Genomic DNA, 16,208 nt, shown 5'->3' on the forward strand with positions numbered 1-16,208 from the left:
TCCTTTCGGGCGCGCGCGAGGCGTCGCAGGGCCTCGCGCGACACGCCGGGCAATTCAAAAGCAGCAGCCCCGTTGGTACGTGTGGGGGATCCTATGGAGCGGGCGCGACGCGAAGGTCACCCTCACCTTCCGGGCGGCCGATCCGAATCGGAATCGTTATCGGAACCAGGTGTTCGGTCCGGGTTTATCGACAAATCACCCGGACAAACGCCCCACTTCAGAGAGCGCTCCGCACCAACGAGCGATCCACGGTACCCACGGGCTCACTACCGGAAACGTCGTCAGATACGCCGACGCCCCTCGAAGGGCCGCCTGATGGGGTGACCGATGCGGTGCCCGGTGCGGTGGTTGATGCGGTGGCCGATGGGATGTCGGACGGGACGCCTGTGGGGAGGTCCGGTGGGACGGCCGATGCGGTGTCCGGTGGGGTGGCCGATGCGGTGGCCGGCGGGGAGGCCGAGGGGATGTCCGGTGGGACGACGGCCGCCGTGAGGGCTGCCTCTCCCGGTGAGCCGGTCCTCACGCCGCCCACGACCGCGCTCATCCGCGCCGCCTCCACGTCCGTGACCGCCTTCCCCAGGGCGCCCGCCATGCGCACCGGTTCGACCGGCAGCGGCCGGGCCGGCGTCACCCTGCGGAACGCCGACGTCCCGCGCGCGAGATCGTGCCCGATCGCCACCGCGTCGATGTCCGCGGAGGTCCACCGCCTCCCGTCCCGCTCCTGCGTGGTGATCCGCAATTTGCCCTGTACCACCAACGGTTCACCGATCGACACCGAGGCGACCACGTTGCTGGCGAGCGACCGCCACGCCCACACCGAGTAGAAGCTGGTGTAGGCGTCCGCCCACTCCTCCCGCCCCCGGTCCCAGCGACGCACCGTCGCGGCGAGCCGGAAGCGGGAGACGGCCGCGCCGTTCGTGGCCTCCCGGAAGTCGGGCTGGGTCGCCACATTGCCCACGACCGTCACCAGTGTCTCGTTCATCGTGCTGCCTCCCCCGTTTCACGGCAGCCGGGGTCGCTCGCGTGACCCGGCACCGCCCGGCACGAGCGGCGAACCCGCCCGTGACCTCATCGTGCACGCGGCGCGCAAGGCGTGTGGGGGCCTGTGGACAGTGCGCGAGCGCGCTGAAGAAAGTCGTCACTCACAGGAACCTCAAAAGACGCCCCCGCCCCTCCCCTCACCGCCCCAAGGACCTCAACCCGGCTTTTCCACAGACCGACCCCTTCCCACCACTCACTCCTCACCCCCACCCGGGGGACCCCACCCCCACCGGGACACCCCACCCCAACCGGGGCACCCCGCCCCAACCGGAGCACCCCACCCCATCCGAACACCCCACCCGGGCACCCCAGTCCCAGTCCCAGCCCCCGCCCTCACCCCTCCCCCGCCGCCACCACGTACTGCCCCCGCAGTTCCCGGTAGCGCAGCAGCTCCGCCGCCACCGGCTCCAGCACCCGCTCCCGGCCGCAGGCCGCCGCGGCGTTCCGCAAGCGGCGTTCCGTCTCCAGCCCGTACCCGCGGGCCGGCCCCCGGGCGGCCAGCCGGCAGCCCCAGGAGAGCAGTGGGGCCCCCGCCACGCAGCCCGCGGTCAGCCCGCCAGGCACCCACCACGGCACATCCGTGCCGCCGCACACCGCCGCCAGCAGCCACACCAGTCCGCACAGTTGCAGCAGCACCAGCATCACCTGTGCGGCCGTGGCCAAAGCCCACCACCGGGGCCGCACCAGCCGGGGCGCGCCGCCACCGCGCGTCCGCCCCACGCCCGTCCGCCGCCCCCCGGTGCGCCACCCACCCGTACGCCGCCCGCCCCCACGCCGCCGCCGGTTCTCCCACCCGCCCGCACCTCGATCGCCCGCACCTCGATCGCCCGCACCCCGGCCGGCCGTTCTCCGCCCGCCCGGCCGCCGCCCGCCAGGCCGTTCCCCACCGCCGCGTCCGCCCGTGGGCGGCGCTTCACCGCCGGTCTCCGCCGGACGATGCCCTTCCGTCCGCGCGCCCGCCGCCTGGCCCCGCGGGACCCGCCGGCTCCCGGTCCGCCGTCCGCCCGTCCACCGGACGCCGGACGCGCCCCGGCGCGCGGCGGGCAGGGAGGCCGCGGCGCCCGCCTCGTCCAGGGCCTCGGCCAGCCCTTCGGCACCACCGACGGCGGCCTCGCGGACGGCCACCGCCCAGGGCTCCGGCAGCCCGGCGGACGCCTCGTGCACCAGGGTGCGCACCGCCTGTTCGACCAGTGGGCGGGAGGCCGTCCGCCGCTGGGGCGGCGCCACCTCCGCACCGCTTCCCCCGCCTGCCTCACCCGTCCGCGCGTCGTGGGTCTTGCGGTAGTGGCGCCAGGCGCGGCCCCAGACCGTCCCGCAGGCCCGTTCGGCGCCGCGCAGCCAGGTCCGTTCGGCGCGCAGTCCCGACGCGCGGGCGCCGACCGCTTCCGCCAGCCGGTCCTCGAAGTCCAGCCGGGTCCCGTCCGTCAGGCCGGGCCGGCCCTCGGCGACGTAGACGGGGCGGAGCCGCGCCGAGGCGCCGTCGACGTCGGCGGTGAGGCGCAGTTCGGCGGCCTTCCTGCGGGTGACGAACTGGCCGAGGACCTCGCGCAGTTCCCCGACGCCCTCGCCGGTCAGGGCGGACAGGGCCAGGACCGCCGCGCCGGGCTCGCCGTGCTCGCCGAGGGCCAGGCCGTCCTCGTCGAGGAGCCGGCGGAGGTCGTCCAGGACCTGGTCGGCCGCGTCCCCGGAGAGCCGGTCGAGCTGGTTGAGGACGACGAAGGTGACCTCCGCGTAGCCGGCCAGCGGGCGCAGGTAGCGCTCGTGCAGCACCGCGTCGGCGTACTTCTCCGGGTCCACCACCCAGACGACCGCGTCCACCAGCCCCAGCAGCCGGTCCACCTGCTCCCGGTGACCGGGGGCGGCGGAGTCGTGGTCCGGGAGGTCGAGGAGGACGAGCCCGGCGAACGCGGGGTCGCACGGGCGCGGCGGCCGGCAGCGGGCCGCCGCCGCGATCCCGAGCCGGTCCAGCAGCCCGTCCGCGCGGTCGGTCCAGGCGCAGGAGACGGGCGCGGAGGTGGTGGGGCGGCGTACCCCGGCCTCGGAGAGCTGGGCGCGGGCGAGGGCGTTGAAAAGGGTGGACTTGCCGCTTCCGGTCGATCCGGCGATGGCCACGACCGTCAGGTCGAGCGGGTGCCGCTGCCGGGTGGCGGCTTCCTCCAGTACCCGTCCGGCCTGGTCGAGGGTGCCACCGTCGAGCCGGGCCCGGGAGAGTCCGACCAGTTGGCGCAGGGCGTCGAGCCGGGTGAGGAGGGGCTGGCCCAGGGTGGTGGCGACGCTCGGCGCGGGGCGCGCGGGAGCCACTGGGCGCTCCCGCCGTTCCTGGCGCGCCTTGTCCGGGTGGGTACGCTCCGGGCGCGCGCGGCGGGCGATGAGTCCGTCGTCCCAGGAACGGTCGACGGCGTCGGACGCGGGCGGCCTCCCCGGCCCGCGGCGGTCGTCGGCTGAATGCACCGCGGTCACCTTTCCTTCTGCAGCACGGACAGGGCGGCGATGAGCTCGACCTGGTGGTCGGGGGTCACGTCGAGGGCTTCCAGGGGGGCGGTCCGGCGGTCCCGCTCCGTCTCCAGCACGCGGTCCACGCAGGCGTCGAGGAGCGCTCCGCCGCGTTCGCGCAACCGGAGCGCGCTGCGTGCGCCGAGCGCCTCGGCGAGCGCCTCGCTCGCGGACTGCGCGCGTCGGCCGCCCAGCAGCGCGGCGGCCAGCAGCGCGGTCACCCGGTCCGCGTCGGGGACGGGGCCGCGGTCGACGGTCCTCGTCTGCCGGACCTCCCGCACCTCTTCCTCCGCGTGCTCCTCCAGACAGCGCCGCCAATAGCGCACGGCCACCCCGATCCGGGCGACGGCGCCCTCCGCGTCCCGCGGGGCCAGCGCCGTGGCGGTGGCCGGATCACCGGCGCAGGCGGTGGCGATCTCCTCGTCGGCGGCGTCGACGGCGCAGGACAGGAGGGCGATGAAGGCGTTGGTGAGAGCGGTCAGCAACTCGTCGGAGGTGCTGTCGCGGGGGTGGCCGCGCCAGTGCGTCAGCGCGTCGCCGGCCAGCGCCTCGCCGCCGGCCGCGTCGCGCCGGACCCGGTCCGCGGCCCGGGCGTACGCGTCCTCGACCCGCTGGAGCAGCCGCACCGCCGCCGAGTGCTGCCCCGCCGCCGCCCCGGCCAGCCCGGGCAGCCGCGAACCGAGCGACGCCAGCACGCCGTTGGCCGTCCGGGCCCGGGCCACCGTCCGCGAGGCCGGGTCCTGCGCCCGCTGGATCAGCCAGGCCCGCAGCCCCGCGACGGCCGTGACGGGCAGCAGTCCGCTCCCGCCGGCCACCGACTCGGGCAGCTCCGGGATCGTGAACCGGGGGACGTCCCCGAGCCCCGCAGCCTCCAGCAGCGCCCCGAACTGCCGCGCCACCTCGCCCGTCACCTGGTGCGGCACCCGGTCCACGACGGTCACCAGCGTGACGTCGTACTCCTTGGCCGCCCGCAGCAGGTGCCACGGCACCGCGTCCGCGTACCGGGTGGCCGTGGTGACCAGCACCCACACGTCCGCCGCGCAGATCAACTGTGCCGCCAGCTCCCGGTTGCGCTCCACCAGCGAGTCGATGTCGGGCGCGTCCAGCAGCGCCAGCCCCCGAGGCAGCGCCCGGTCCGTCTCCAGTCGCAGCCCCGGCCGTTCGTCATCCTCGTCACCCGTAGGGGTCACCTCTACGGGGACGTCCTCCAGCAGCCCGTCCCGCACGGGCCCCCGGACCCGCCGCAGCGCCGGCAGCACCCGCGGCCCGGCGAACCAATGATGATCATCGGGATGACAGACGAGCACCGGCACCCGCGTCGTCGGCCGCAGCACCCCCGCCTCCGTCACCCGCCGCCCCACCAGCGAGTTCACCAGCGTGGACTTCCCCGCTCCGGTGGATCCGCCGACCACGGCCAGCAAGGGTGCTTCAGGGGCGCACAACCGGGGCACGAGGTAGTCGTCAAGCTGCGCCAGGAGCTCGGCCCGGTTGCGACGGGCGCGAACGGCGCCGGGAAGGGGGAGCGGAAACCGAGCGGCGTCCACGCGGTCCCGCAGTGCGGACAGCGCGTCGATCAGCCGGGGCCGTACGTCCAAGGTCGCCACATGTGCAGAATGCCCAATTCTGAGGTGTTTTTGAAGCGTATAGACCATGCCGCGCGGGGCGTGGCGAGTGAGGCCCGGGCATAACGAGTACACAACACCCGCCGCAGGAGGCGTCAAAAACGGTGCACGATTCGCACTCGCCTGCGATTATCAGGACCGCTTCACCGAACCTCCACATCGTGTCACGGAGGTGAAGCAACCGGGACGAGGTACGCGGAGCCCTATCCTTGTCCCCGGCAAGGTCACGGCACCACCGAGCCCGGGGCTCCAGCCGTCCGCGACACCGCCGCACCACACCGGCCCCCGTAGCTCAGTGGATAGAGCAGGCGCCTTCTAAGCGCTTGGCCGCAGGTTCGAGTCCTGCCGGGGGCGCACTGCGAGACCCTCCCTTTGGGAGGGTCTTTTTGCTGGTCAGAAGGGGTGTGGCCGCCTTCGCGGGTCTTTTGGGGCGGCCGGTCGCCTTCCCGGGTGCACGGTGTCGTACCCGTTCTGTGTCCAATCCGACGCGTTCGACCGCAGCGCGAAGGGCCCTCGCGGGCGCATGATGGAGGCAATGACTAAGCCTGCTGGACTGAAGCGCCATCTGCCCACCAGCCCCTTCGCGGCCCGGGTCCCACCCGCTCCCGAGGACTTCGCCGTGGGCGACCAGGTGACGCACGACATGTACGGCCTCGGCCGGGTGATCGGCACCGAGGACGGGGGCGCGGTGCTCGTGGATTTCGGTTCGACCCAAGAACGGATCCCGAGCCCGTACGCCAAGATGACCAAGCTGTAGGGCCACCGCGCCCCGGCACGATACGCGGGCCCCTTTGGGGGCCGGCAATGACAAGGGAGATCTCTCATCGGTCCGACCTCACTGTTCTCCGCTCCGGAGCCGGCACCCCGCCGCTCCCTCGCGGCATCGCCGGCTCCGGCGAACAACCCTTTTCAGGCCCCGGACTTCGGGGAGGACGAGGCCCTCGGGTGCGAGGACGCGCCGGGACGCCTCGCGGACACGGGTACGGCGTAACCCGCCCCGAACGGTCCGACCCCAGGCCGTCGGCTCCGCCGGTGACGAGCGGTCCGACGGCCGGGCCGCCGAGTGCCGCCCGCGTCCGCGGGCCTGCCACGACGGCGAGCGTGCCCGCCTACTCGGGCAGCGACGCCGCCTCCTCCAGCGCGTCGTCCCGGCTGCCCGTCAGGAAAGAGTGGATCACCCGGAGTTCGGCGGGTGAGAAGCCGGACATGAGGACGCGGCTGCGAGCTTCCAGGCCCTTGTAAGCCGCGGCGATGCGGGCCAGGCCCTCCGGGGCCGCTTCGACGACGACGCGGCGGCGGTCGTCGGGGTGGGGGCGGCGGTGTACGTAGCCGGCCTTCTCCAGGCGGTCGAGCATGTGGGTGACCGCGCCGGTGGTGCGGCCCAGGCGGGCGCTGAGGGTGCCGGCGGTGGTCGGGCCCTCGCGGTCGAGGGTGTGGAGGCAGAGCAGGTCGGTGGGGGCCATGCCCAACTGCCGGGCGATCCGGTCGTGGAGCCGGCCGAGGGCACCCGCCAGGTCGGTCATGGCCAGCGTGACGCGGCCGGCCAGGACATCCGCCGCGACGTCCGTTTCCCCGTTCGTCGGTTTGACACTCATCGCCATCCTCTTTTAGCTTCGCGATTCAGATACTTAGCGGTGCAGTTACTTTACCCGCAGCACGTGCCTGTCTCGTGAACCGGAGGGTCCCGAGTGTCCACCGACACCTCTGCTCCACCCGCCACCACCACCGTCGCGTCCGGCCGGGCCCGGACCGTTGCCCTCGTCGTGATCCTGCTGGCGAGCTTCATGGATTTGCTCGACGTCACCGTCATGAACGTCACCCTCCCCTCCGTCCGGGAGGACCTGAACGCCTCCTCCGCCCAGGTGCAGTGGCTGCTGGCCGGGTACACGCTGGCGTTCGCGCTCGGCATCATCACCGGGGCGCGCCTCGGCGACCTGTACGGGTACCGGCGGGTGTTCCTCGTCGGTGTCGCCGGGTTCACCCTGGCCTCGGCGCTGTGCGCCGCCGCGCCGAACGCGGAGCTGTTGGTGGCGACCCGGGTGGTCCAGGGCGTCTTCGCCGCGGCGATGGTTCCGCAGGTGTTGTCGCAGATCCAGTTGATGTACGCGCCGCACGAACGCGGCGGTGCGATGGCCGCGTTCTCCTCGCTCAACGGCCTCGCCTCGGCCGTCGGCCCGATCCTCGGCGCCGCCCTGCTGGAGGCCGACCTGTTCGGGCAGGGCTGGCGCGCGGTGTTCTGGATCAACATCCCGGTCGGCGCCCTGACGCTCGTCATCGCCTCCCGGGTGCTGCCGGAAGGCCGCGCCGAGGCCCGGCCCCGGCTGGACGTGCCCGGCATACTCCTCTCCGGGGCCGGGCTCGTCCTGGTCCTCTACCCGCTGATCGCCGGCAGCGAGGAGCGGCCCTGGCCCCTGTGGACCTACGGCTGCCTCGCCCTCGGCGTCGTCACCCTGTTCCTCTTCCACCGGTACGAGAAGCGGCTGTCCGCCGCGGGACGGACGCCGCTCGTCGAGATGTCGCTGTTCCACCTGCGGTCGGTCGGCGGCGGGCTGCTGCTGCAGTTCCTCTTCTTCCTGCCGGTCATGGGCTTCTTCCTCACCTTCATGCAGATGCTCCAGGCGGGACTGGAGATGAGCCCGATGGCCGCCGGTGTGGCCATCCTGCCGTGGCCGGTCGCCACCACGGCCGGCGCCGGGCTCGGCGCGGCCGTGCTGCTGCCGAGGATCGGGCGGGCCACCGTGCAGCTCGGCCTCGTCGTCACGGCCGTCGGCTTCCTGCTCCTCACCTTCGCCGCGCGGTCCGGCGGCCCCGGCACGACCTGGCTCGACTTCCTGCCCGGCGTCGCCGTGGGCGGCTTGGGCCTCGGCCTCGCCGTCGCGCCGCTGGCCGCGCTCACCCTGGAGAACATCCCCGGCGAGCACGCCGCTTCCGGCTCCGGCCTGTTCAACACCGTCGCCCAGATCGCCGCCTCGGTCGGTGTGGCCGTCATGGGCACCGTCTTCTTCGCCGTCCGCGACTCACACGCCGACGGGCGCGCCCACGGCTACGTCCCCGGGTTCACCGCCACCATGTGGGCCGCCATCGGGCTCGTCGCGCTCTGCCTCGCCGTCAGCTTCCTGCTGCCGCGGAAGTCCGGGGCCGGCACGGCGCGACAGACGCCCGGCATGACCTGACGGGCGCCCGGCCGGCACCCGGCCCGGCGCCGGCCCGGCGCCGGCCCGGCGCCCGGACGGACGTCGGTCACGCGGGCGCGCCCCCGGGCTCAGGCTCGCCCTCGGGCGCGGGCGCGGGCGGGAGCAGGGCCGCCCGCCGCTTGAGCGGTTCCCACCAGTCCCGGTTGTCCCGGTACCAGGCGACCGTCTCGGCCAGCCCCTCCTCGAAGCGGCGGACCGGCCGGTACCCCAGCTCGTCCCGGATCTTGCTCCAGTCGAGCGAGTAGCGGCGGTCGTGCCCCTTGCGGTCGTCGACGTGCCGGACGAGGGACGGGTCGGCGCCGACCGCCTCCACCAGCATCCCGGTGAGCTCCCGGTTGGCCAGCTCGGTGCCGCCGCCGATGTGGTAGATCTCGCCGGCCCGGCCGCGGGTACGGACGAGTTCGACGCCGCGCACGTGGTCGTCGATGTGCAGCCAGTCGCGGACGTTGCCCCCGTCCCCGTACAGCGGCACCTCCAGGCCGTCCATCAGGTTGGTGACGAAGAGCGGTATCAGCTTCTCGGGGAAGTGGTGGTGACCGTAGTTGTTGGAACATCGGGTGACGCGCACGTCGAGGCCGTGGGTGCGGTGACAGGCGAGGGCGAACAGGTCGCTGGACGCCTTGGCCGCCGCGTAGGGCGAGTTGGGGGCGAGCGGCGCGTCCTCGGTCCATGAACCGTGGTCGATCGAGCCGTAGACCTCGTCCGTGGAGATGTGCACGAAGACCTCGACACCGTTGTGCAGCGCCGCGTCGAGGAGTCTCTGGGTGCCCAGCACGTTGGTACGGACAAAAGCGTCCGCCTCCCGCACGGAGCGGTCGACGTGGGACTCGGCGGCGAAGTGGACGATCTGGTCGTGCTCGGCCGCGAGCCGGTCGACCAGTTCGACGTCGCAGATGTCGCCCTGGACGAAGCGGAAGCGGTCGGAGTGACGGACGGGGTCCAGGTTGGCCGGGACCCCCGCGTAGGTGAGCTTGTCCAGGACGGTGACGTGCGGGCGCTCCGGTCCGTCCCCGGCCAGCAGGGTACGGACGTAGTGGGAGCCGATGAAGCCGGCGCCACCGGTGACGAGGATCTTCGGGACGGCGGGCGGTGGCGTCGTGGGAGCGGACGTCTCGGCGGTGTGCGTCTCAGGGCTCATAAGGACAGCTCTACCGTGCCGTGATCGGCCGCTACCAGGCAACGGGCTGGGGAGTTCGCGGGGACGGTGCCGCCGGTGCGCCCGCGGAGGCGGCCGGCGGCACCGCGCGGAAACACCCGGAGGCGTCACGAGGCACCCGCGACCCTCCGTTCGGGGAATTCGAGAACGGACAGGAGGGGCGATCGGGAACAGCGCTCTTGACAGGGCTTGAATTTCTGCTCTCGAAATGCCCTGAGGGTGATTTGACATTACCGGAAAACAGTGTCCTGAACGGCCCGGCGAAATGCTCGACCGAAAAGCGCAGGATGGTTGGGTTGCGTCGGAAAGTCGCCAGGCTCCAGCGCCTCTCGGGCAGGTGGCGCGGTGCGCAAGGGGCCGCACCGGGGGCCGATCACCGGTGACCGGCGGCGGATAAAACCGTTCGGCGACGCCCGCGCCCCCTCCCCCGGAGGCCTGCCGATCACACCCGGGAATAACGTCTTCGCGGGCTCTCATGTGAAATTCACGCACGGCGTGGTTATGCTGTCCGCTTCCTGGAGTCCGCATTTCCTGACAGAGGGGAACGCTGTATGGGCACGCCGGAGTTTCCTGGCCGCTTGCAAGCGACGTTCGTTCCGGATCCCGACGTTCCGGGAAACGGGGCGATGGCCTTCTGGGGCGTCTCCGAACCGGCGGCCGAGGCGGCGGCACTGGGCCTGCCGTCCACCGGTCCCGGACGCCTCACCGGTACCGGCACCCGCCTTCCCACGCTCCTGCCACACGGCGGCTCCCTGGTGGAAGCGGACGTTCCGGCGCTGCTCGTCCCGATCGGCGAGGCCGTCGCGGCGCTGGCCGCCCTCGCGGACCCCCGCGCCGGGGACGCCGGCGAACAGGAGGACGCCGCGGAACCCATGCCGGTACCGGAACAAGAACCGGAACAGGATCCGAAGCCGGACTGGGACCACTCCGTCCGCGCCTGGGCCATCGCCGCCCGGCTCGCCCTGGAGCACGTCACCGCCGGCCACCTCGTCCCCGCCCTGCGCGAAGCCGGTGAGGGGCGGGTGCGGGCCCACTGGCGGGCCGAGACCGAGGGCGACCCCCGGCTCGCTGCTCTCGCCGAGGCGCTGCCCGCCGCCGCCCACGCCTTGCGCGTCCCCGCACGGGACCCAATCCCCGCACAGGACCGAACCTCCGCACAGGACCGGATCCCCACGCCGGATCGCATCTCCACACCGGACGGCACCCTTACACCAGACGGCACCCTCACACCGGGTGACGCCCTCACACCGGACGGCACCCCCACGCCGGACGGCACCGACGCAGCCCCCGTGTCGGCACGCGTCTGGTCACCGTTCGCCCTGCTCACCGCGTTCTGCGACGCCGTCGCCGATGCCTGCGCCCGAGCCGGCGCCCGGCCCCCCACCCACCCGAACGCCCCCGCCCCCGCACCCGCCCCCGCCTCCACTCCCACCCCTGTCCCCGCCTCCGAAACGGACGCCCAGGGCATCTCCCGCTGGATCGCAGCCCTGACCGCCCCCGTCCACTCCGCCGAGGCACCCGCCCCCACCGACCTCACCCCCGCGCAACTCGCGGAGTGGGCCCTCGCCGGCGGCGGGGAACGGGCCGTCGCCCGCCTCTGCCTGCGCCTCGGCACACCCGCCGGTCCGGACGCGCTCTGGCCGCTCACCTTCCATCTGGAAGCGGTGGACGAACCGGGCGTGCTCGTCTCCGCCCAGCGCGTCTGGGACTCCGGCACGGAGACCCTCGCCGTCGGCGGCCGGATCCTGGACGGTCCGCAGGAGGCGCTGACCGAGGGGCTGGGCCGCGCGGCCCGCGTGTTCCGCCCGGTCGCCGCCTGTCTGGGGGAGGACCGGCCCACCCGGGTGCTCCTCAACCCGTTCCAGGCCGCCGAGTTGTTCGGCGACACCGCGACCGCCCTGCACACGGCGGGCATCGGCCTCGTCGTACCGGCCGAACTCTCCGGCGGGAACGGCAAGGAGGGGAAGAGCGGCGGGGGCGGCAGGGGCGACCGGGTCGGCAACGAAGGAAACGGCAACGGCAACGGCGGCAACGTCCTCGGCCCCCGCCTCCGCGTCGGCACCCGCCGCGGCGCACGCAAGGGCGCCCCCGCGCCCCGCGGCCGTACCGTCACCTACCGCTGGGAGGCCGTCGTCGGCGACGAGCCGGTCACCCCGGACGAGGTCGCCGCCCTCGCCTCCCGCGGCGAACCCCTCGCCGCCTGGCGGAACGCCTGGCTCCGGCTGGATCCCGAGCGGATCGACGACCTGGCCGCGCTGGTGGGCACGACCGGCCGGCTGTCCACCGCCGAGGCGCTGGCCGTCGCGCTGTGCGGGCGCCACCACACCGAGGAGTTCGGCGACGTCCCGGCCGTGGCCGACGGCTCGGTCGCCGATCTCGTCGGCCGGCTGCGCGAGGCGGCCGGGCGCACCGAGCCCGACCTCGCCGGCGTCCACGCCGACCTCCGCGACTACCAGCGGCGCGGCGTCGCCTGGCTGCAGTCCCTCACCGACCTGGGGTTCGGCGCGCTGCTCGCCGACGACATGGGTCTCGGCAAGACCCTCCAGACCATCGCGCTGCTGGCCGGACGCACGGGCGACCGGCCCCGGCTCGTCGTCTGCCCGACGTCCGTGGTGAGCAACTGGGAGCGCGAGCTGGCCCGGTTCGCGCCCGGCCTCACCGTGCTCCGCCACCACGGCGCCCGCCGCGCCGCGGACCCGGCCGCGTTCCCGCCCGGCGCCGTCGTCGTCACCAGTTACGCCCTGCTGCGGCTGGACGCCGACCTGCTCGCGTCCGTCGACTGGGACCTCGTCGTCCTGGACGAGGCGCAGCAGATCAAGAACCACACGGCGCAGACGTTCCGCGCGGCCATGCGCCTGGAGGCCCGGGCCCGGGTCGCACTGACCGGTACCCCGGTCGAGAACCGGCTGTCGGAGCTGTGGTCCGTCACGCACTTCGCCAACCCCGGGCTGCTCGGTTCGCATCGGCGGTTCAAGCAGCAGTTCGCCGGGCCGATCGAGCGGGACGGCGATCAGGAGGCGGCCGAGCGGCTGCGCGCCGTCGTCACGCCGTTCGTGCTGCGGCGCATGAAGAGCGCGGTGGTCGACGAGTTGCCGGCGAAGATGGAGTCCACGGTCGCCTGCGATCTCACCCCCGAACAGGCCCGGCTCTACCGCGCCGCCGTCGCCGACGCGCTGGAAAGCGACGGCGGGCTCGGCACCGGGATCCGGCGGCAGGGCAACGTCCTGCGGCTGCTCACCCACCTCAAACAGATCTGCAACCACCCCGTCCAGTACCTGGGCGAAGCGGACACGGCGACGACGGGCTCGCTGGCGGGCCGGTCGGGGAAGCTGATGCGCGCGACCGAGATGCTGGGCGAGGCCGTGGCCGCGGGCGACCGGGCCCTGGTGTTCACCCAGTACCGCGTGATGGGCGACCTCCTGGCCCGCCACCTGGCGTCCCAACTCGACCTGGACGACGTGCCGTTCCTGCACGGCGGCACCCCGGCCGAACGGCGCGACGCGATGGTGGACGCGTTCCAGCACGACGACGCGGCGTCCCCGCTGCTCATCGTCAGCCTCAAGGCGGGCGGCTTCGGCCTCAACCTCACCCGGGCCTCACACGTCCTGCACTACGACCGCTGGTGGAATCCCGCCGTCGAGGACCAGGCCACCGACCGCGCCCACCGCATCGGCCAGACCAGGACCGTGCACGTGCACAAGCTGGTCACCGCCGACACCTTCGAGGAGCGCGTCGACGCGCTCCTGGAGAGCAAGCGTTCCCTCGCGGACGCCGTGGTCGGCACGAGCGAGACCTGGCTGTCCGAGCTCGACGACGACGCCCTGCGCGCCCTGGTCCGCCTCGCCGACTCGGGAGAGACGGCGGGCCCGGGCGACGCCCCGACCACTCCGGCAGCCTCAGGAGGAACGGCATGAGCACCACCACCCGTCGCACCACGACCACTCGTGAGAAGTCGATAACTCGTGAGAAGGCGGCCACCCGCGAGACGTCGGCCACCCGCCGGCAGCCCACCACATCCGGGAAATCCACCGCATCCGGGAAACCCGCCCCCTCCGGCAAGCCGGCCGCCCCCGCGAACCCCTGGTGGAGCAGGCGCTGGATCCGCGCCCTGGAGTCGCTGGGCGCCACCTATCCCAATCCCCGTCTCCCGCGCGGCCGTACGCTGGCCCGCCAGGGCGCGGTCCAGGGGCTGACGGTCCGCCCGGGCGAGGTGACCGCCCGGGTGCGACAGGCCAAGCGGGCTTACGAGGTGACGCTGCGGCTGCCGGTGTTCGGCGACGACGAGTGGTCGGCCGGCGTCACGGTCCTGGCCGGGCAGCTCCGGCACGCGGCGAGCCTGCTGGAGGGCCGTATGCCGGAGACCATCGACGACACCCTCGGCAAGGCCGGGCTCGCCCTCTTCCCCCGGCGTGGCGAGCTCTCCTCGCAGTGCGAATGCCGGGACACCGGTGACCCCTGCGGCCACGGGGCGGCCGTCCACTACGCGTTCGCGAGCTCCCTGGAAGACAACCCCTTTCTGCTGCCCGCCCTACGCGGGCGCGGCAAGGACAGGCTGCTGGCCGAGCTGCGGGCCGCCCGCTCCGGCGGCTCCGCCGGGACGGCCACGGGACCGGCGAGCGTCGCCGTCTCCGAACTGGGCCCGGCCGACGCCTACTTCACCGGCGGCGGGCTGTCCGCCGTCCCCCTGCACCCCCAGCCGCCCGCCGACCCCGCGCGCCGGCTGCGCCGGCTGGGGCCGCCGCCGGGCTGCACGCGGGACGACGCCGACCTGCTGGCCGCCGCGGTGGAGCGGGCCGCCGCCCACGCGTGGCGCACCGCGGGAGGGGACACCACCGGCTGACAGCCCCGGGCACCGCCCCGTTCCCCCGGCTCACTTCTCCTTGAGCTTGAGGTACCGCAGGACCTCCTTGTACAGCTTGTCCCCCTCGGTCCGCGCCTTGCCCTTCTCCGGCATCGTCACTTCCAGGTACCAGGCGGTGTCCTTCGCCTTGTTCACGATGACGCGGCCGCGGAGGACGGCCTTCGGGTCGTTCTCCCCGGCACCGGACTTCCGGTAGGTCGTCGTCATCTCCACCGACTCGAGGCCGTCGAAGGAGGGGGCCGAGCCGACCGACGCCCGGGCGTCGGCGACACCGGAGACGTTGCCCTTCTCGAAGTCCGTCTTGCGCTTGGCGGCCTCGCCGCGCGCCGAGTGGACCTCCTTGTCCTTGTCGGACGCGGAGGAGGAGCCGGCGGGCGGGTCGGTCGCGATGAAGAGGGAGACGCCGTAGACCCCGCCGGGGTCGCTGAAGTGCACCAGGTGGTCGTCGGGTTTGACGTCCTTGACGTAGTCCTCCGGTACCGCCACCGACGCCTTGACGATCTCCGGCTCGTCGACGACCTTCCAGTGCAGCGGGGTCGCCGGCCCGTACCCGAACGGGTTGATCGCGAACAGCGCGACGGCCGCGCCCACCACGACGACCCCGATGCCCAGGGACCACTGCGTCTTCCGCTTGTGGTGCAGGACCGGCGGGATCCAGCGGCTGCCGGTGACCGGCACCGTCGGCACCACGGCCGCGGGCACCGGCGGCGCCGGCCGGGCCACCTCCTCCAGGGCCGCGCGCACCTGGGACGTCGTCGGCCGGGCGGACGGCTCCTTCCGCAGCAGCCCCATCACGACGTCCGCGTACGCGGCCGGGCACCGGGCCGGCCGCGGCGGCTCGGCAGAGAGCACGGCCTGCATCGTGGCCTGGGTGTTGGAGCGGCGGAACGGGGACATCCCCTCGACGGCCGCGTACAGCACGACGCCCAGCGACCACAGGTCGGAAGCGGGGCCCGGCCGCTGCCCCAACGCCCGTTCCGGGGCGACGAACTCGGGCGAGCCGATGAAGCCACCGGTCTCTGTGAGGCCCTGCTCCCCCTCGATCTGCGCGATGCCGAAGTCGGTGAGGACCACCCGGTCGTGCCGCCCGAGCAGGACGTTGTCCGGCTTGACGTCCCGGTGCAGCACCCCCGCCTCGTGCGCCGCCTCCAGCGCGCCCAGCACCGCGAGGCCGATCCGGGCCGCCTCGCGCGGGTCCAGCGTCCCCTCGTTCAGCCGGGCGCCCAGCGACTGGCCCTTGACCAGCTCCATGACGATCCAGGGCCGGCCGTCCTCCACCACCACGTCGTGCACGGCGACGACCGACGGGTGCGCGACGCGGGCCGCGGCGCGGGCCTCGCGCTGCATCCGCAAGTGGATGTTCTGCCGCATGGACTCCGGCAGGTGGTCCGGGACGCGCGGCTCCTTGACGGCGACCTCGCGGTCCACGACCTCGTCGTGCGCCCGCCACACTGTGCCCATGCCGCCGTGACCCAGCCGGGAACGCAGCAGGTACCGGCCACCCACACGACGGCCCGCGCCCGGCTCCCCCGCCGCCGTCCCTCCGGCGGTCCCGGATGCTCCGGCGGTCCCGGGTGCTCCGGCGGTTCCGGGTGCTCCGACCGGTCCTCCGGCCATTCCCGGTGCTCCGGCCGCGGCCGCCGCCGCGCCGGGCGCGACGGGTATCGCGGCCGGGTCCTGGGTCAGCGGCGGCGCCGCCGGATCCGCGTACGGGTTCGGCCAGGCCGGGGCCGGCGGCCGCAGGTCGTAACTGGTGGGCTGATGCGCCCTTCCCCCGTCGTTGGTCATGCCCCCATCATCGGCCACGCGCGCCGGGACCCGTAATCCCCCTTCGCGCCGCA

Annotated in this window: 10 protein-coding genes and 1 tRNA gene; 5 read left to right on the forward strand and 6 right to left on the reverse strand. The window is 73.9% G+C overall.

Annotated elements, in window-relative coordinates:
• Nucleotides 1-217 precede the first annotated feature (217 nt).
• The 3 genes from ACZ6X9_RS15065 to ACZ6X9_RS15075 form a co-directional block, all read right to left on the reverse strand.
• Nucleotides 218-982, reverse strand: coding sequence for a single-stranded DNA-binding protein (locus tag ACZ6X9_RS15065; RefSeq protein WP_469778410.1), 765 nt, complete (start codon nt 980-982; stop codon nt 218-220).
• Nucleotides 983-1,374: 392 nt separating this feature from the next.
• Nucleotides 1,375-3,501 (reverse strand): GTPase, encoded by a 2,127-nt coding sequence (locus tag ACZ6X9_RS15070; protein ID WP_469778411.1) that lies wholly within the window; start codon nt 3,499-3,501, stop codon nt 1,375-1,377.
• A complete protein-coding gene (locus tag ACZ6X9_RS15075) occupies nt 3,498-5,129 on the reverse strand; it encodes a dynamin family protein (RefSeq protein ID WP_469778660.1) in 1,632 nt (543 codons plus the stop codon). The genes ACZ6X9_RS15070 and ACZ6X9_RS15075 overlap by 4 nt, the downstream gene beginning before the upstream one ends.
• Before the next feature lie 308 nt (nt 5,130-5,437).
• Here ACZ6X9_RS15075 and ACZ6X9_RS15080 point away from each other — a divergent pair.
• Together ACZ6X9_RS15080 and ACZ6X9_RS15085 are read left to right on the forward strand one after the other, a co-directional pair.
• A tRNA-Arg gene (locus ACZ6X9_RS15080) sits at nt 5,438-5,510 on the forward strand.
• Between the two features lie 181 nt (nt 5,511-5,691).
• Entirely contained in the window at nt 5,692-5,913 is a 222-nt protein-coding gene (locus ACZ6X9_RS15085; RefSeq protein WP_469778412.1) for a hypothetical protein, read from the forward strand.
• 352 nt (nt 5,914-6,265) lie between these two features.
• Here the strand turns inward: ACZ6X9_RS15085 and ACZ6X9_RS15090 are convergent, their stop codons facing one another.
• A complete protein-coding gene (locus ACZ6X9_RS15090) occupies nt 6,266-6,751 on the reverse strand; it encodes a MarR family winged helix-turn-helix transcriptional regulator (protein WP_469778413.1) in 486 nt (161 codons plus the stop codon).
• Between the two features lie 93 nt (nt 6,752-6,844).
• On the opposite strand from ACZ6X9_RS15090, the gene ACZ6X9_RS15095 reads away from it, so the two are divergent.
• On the forward strand, nt 6,845-8,329 hold the full coding sequence (locus ACZ6X9_RS15095) for an MFS transporter (RefSeq protein ID WP_469778414.1): 1,485 nt from the start codon (nt 6,845-6,847) through the stop codon (nt 8,327-8,329).
• A gap of 67 nt (nt 8,330-8,396) precedes the next feature.
• Here the strand turns inward: ACZ6X9_RS15095 and rfbB are convergent, their stop codons facing one another.
• Nucleotides 8,397-9,488 (reverse strand): dTDP-glucose 4,6-dehydratase, encoded by a 1,092-nt coding sequence (gene rfbB, locus ACZ6X9_RS15100; protein ID WP_469778415.1) that lies wholly within the window; start codon nt 9,486-9,488, stop codon nt 8,397-8,399.
• A 644-nt stretch (nt 9,489-10,132) separates the two neighbouring features.
• Between rfbB and ACZ6X9_RS15105 the strand changes: the two genes are divergently transcribed.
• Nucleotides 10,133-13,420, forward strand: a complete 3,288-nt coding sequence (locus ACZ6X9_RS15105) for a DEAD/DEAH box helicase (RefSeq protein ID WP_469778416.1) — start codon at nt 10,133-10,135, stop codon at nt 13,418-13,420.
• Nucleotides 13,417-14,346: an SWIM zinc finger family protein gene (locus ACZ6X9_RS15110; protein ID WP_469778417.1), complete on the forward strand. Its 930-nt coding sequence runs from the start codon at nt 13,417-13,419 to the stop codon at nt 14,344-14,346. The genes ACZ6X9_RS15105 and ACZ6X9_RS15110 overlap by 4 nt, the downstream gene beginning before the upstream one ends.
• 30 nt (nt 14,347-14,376) lie before the next feature.
• Here the strand turns inward: ACZ6X9_RS15110 and ACZ6X9_RS15115 are convergent, their stop codons facing one another.
• On the reverse strand, nt 14,377-16,155 hold the full coding sequence (locus ACZ6X9_RS15115) for a serine/threonine-protein kinase (RefSeq protein ID WP_469778418.1): 1,779 nt from the start codon (nt 16,153-16,155) through the stop codon (nt 14,377-14,379).
• Nucleotides 16,156-16,208 lie beyond the last annotated feature (53 nt).

Source organism: Streptomyces sp. NPDC052910 (assembly GCF_055585605.1).

Coding starts and splice junctions, on each gene's coding strand:
- ACZ6X9_RS15110 (WP_469778417.1), top strand. CDS start 13,417: ATGAGCACCACCACCCGTCGCACCACGACCACTCGTGAGAAGTCGATA.
- ACZ6X9_RS15105 (WP_469778416.1), top strand. CDS start 10,133: ATGGCCTTCTGGGGCGTCTCCGAACCGGCGGCCGAGGCGGCGGCACTG.
- ACZ6X9_RS15090 (WP_469778413.1), bottom strand. CDS start 6,751: ATGAGTGTCAAACCGACGAACGGGGAAACGGACGTCGCGGCGGATGTC.
- ACZ6X9_RS15085 (WP_469778412.1), top strand. CDS start 5,692: ATGACTAAGCCTGCTGGACTGAAGCGCCATCTGCCCACCAGCCCCTTC.
- rfbB (WP_469778415.1), bottom strand. CDS start 9,488: ATGAGCCCTGAGACGCACACCGCCGAGACGTCCGCTCCCACGACGCCA.
- ACZ6X9_RS15115 (WP_469778418.1), bottom strand. CDS start 16,155: ATGACCAACGACGGGGGAAGGGCGCATCAGCCCACCAGTTACGACCTG.
- ACZ6X9_RS15065 (WP_469778410.1), bottom strand. CDS start 982: ATGAACGAGACACTGGTGACGGTCGTGGGCAATGTGGCGACCCAGCCC.